This window comes from Brucella tritici (genome assembly GCF_008932295.1).
In the GTDB taxonomy this organism is placed as follows: Bacteria; Pseudomonadota; Alphaproteobacteria; order Rhizobiales; family Rhizobiaceae; genus Brucella; species Brucella tritici.
In genome coordinates this window covers 1-695 of record NZ_WBWA01000093.1, presented here as the reverse complement: position 1 = coordinate 695, position 695 = coordinate 1, and the positions used below count along the sequence as shown (strand labels likewise).

Below are 695 nucleotides of genomic sequence, written 5' to 3'. Positions count from 1 at the left end.
GGTTGGAACGGGTTGCCTCTGTGCGATCAGCGCGAAGCTTCGCTTTCACGCGCCGTTTGGGAACCTTGTTCCGCAGCTGAAGTCCCATCTCCTTGTAAAGACGATAGATTCGCTTCGGATTTACGGGCCAGCCGTCGCGCTTGAGAAGCACATGCACGCGCCGATACCCGTAACGAACCCGCGTCTGACAAATGTCCTTGATCCTGAGCTTCAGTTCAGCCTGCTCGCCGCGCTTTGACTTGTAGACATAAAGTGACCGGTCAATCTTGAGCACCGAACAGGCGCGTCGTACCGAGACTTTCCAATCCGACTTAATAGTGTCGACAAGCGCTCGCCTGCGTGCAGGCTTCAGAGCTTTTTTGCCAAAACATCCTGAAGCATGGCCTTGTCCAGAGACAGATCGGCAACGATCCGCTTCAGCTTGGCATTCTCCTCCTCGAGCTGCCGTAACCGCTTCATCTCGGATGGCATCAGACCCGCATATTTCTTGCGCCAGTTATAGAACGTGGCGTCTGAAATACCTGCCTTCCGACAGACCTCACCAATCGGCGTGCCATCCTCTGCCTGCTTCAAAACGAATGCGATCTGCGCTTCCGAAAACTTCGATGCTTTCATGGAAATCTCCTTCTCCCAGATAAGGGATCATAAGTGGAAAATTCCAGTTCTGAATGGCCTAATTTAACGGGGGCACGTCA

Annotated in this window: 1 pseudogene; it reads right to left on the bottom strand. The window is 53.2% G+C overall.

The window, feature by feature from the left end:
* Positions 1 to 615 (bottom strand): annotated as a pseudogene (locus F9K91_RS25580) (transposase); the annotation flags it as partial.
* Positions 616 to 695: the final 80 nt, after the last annotated feature.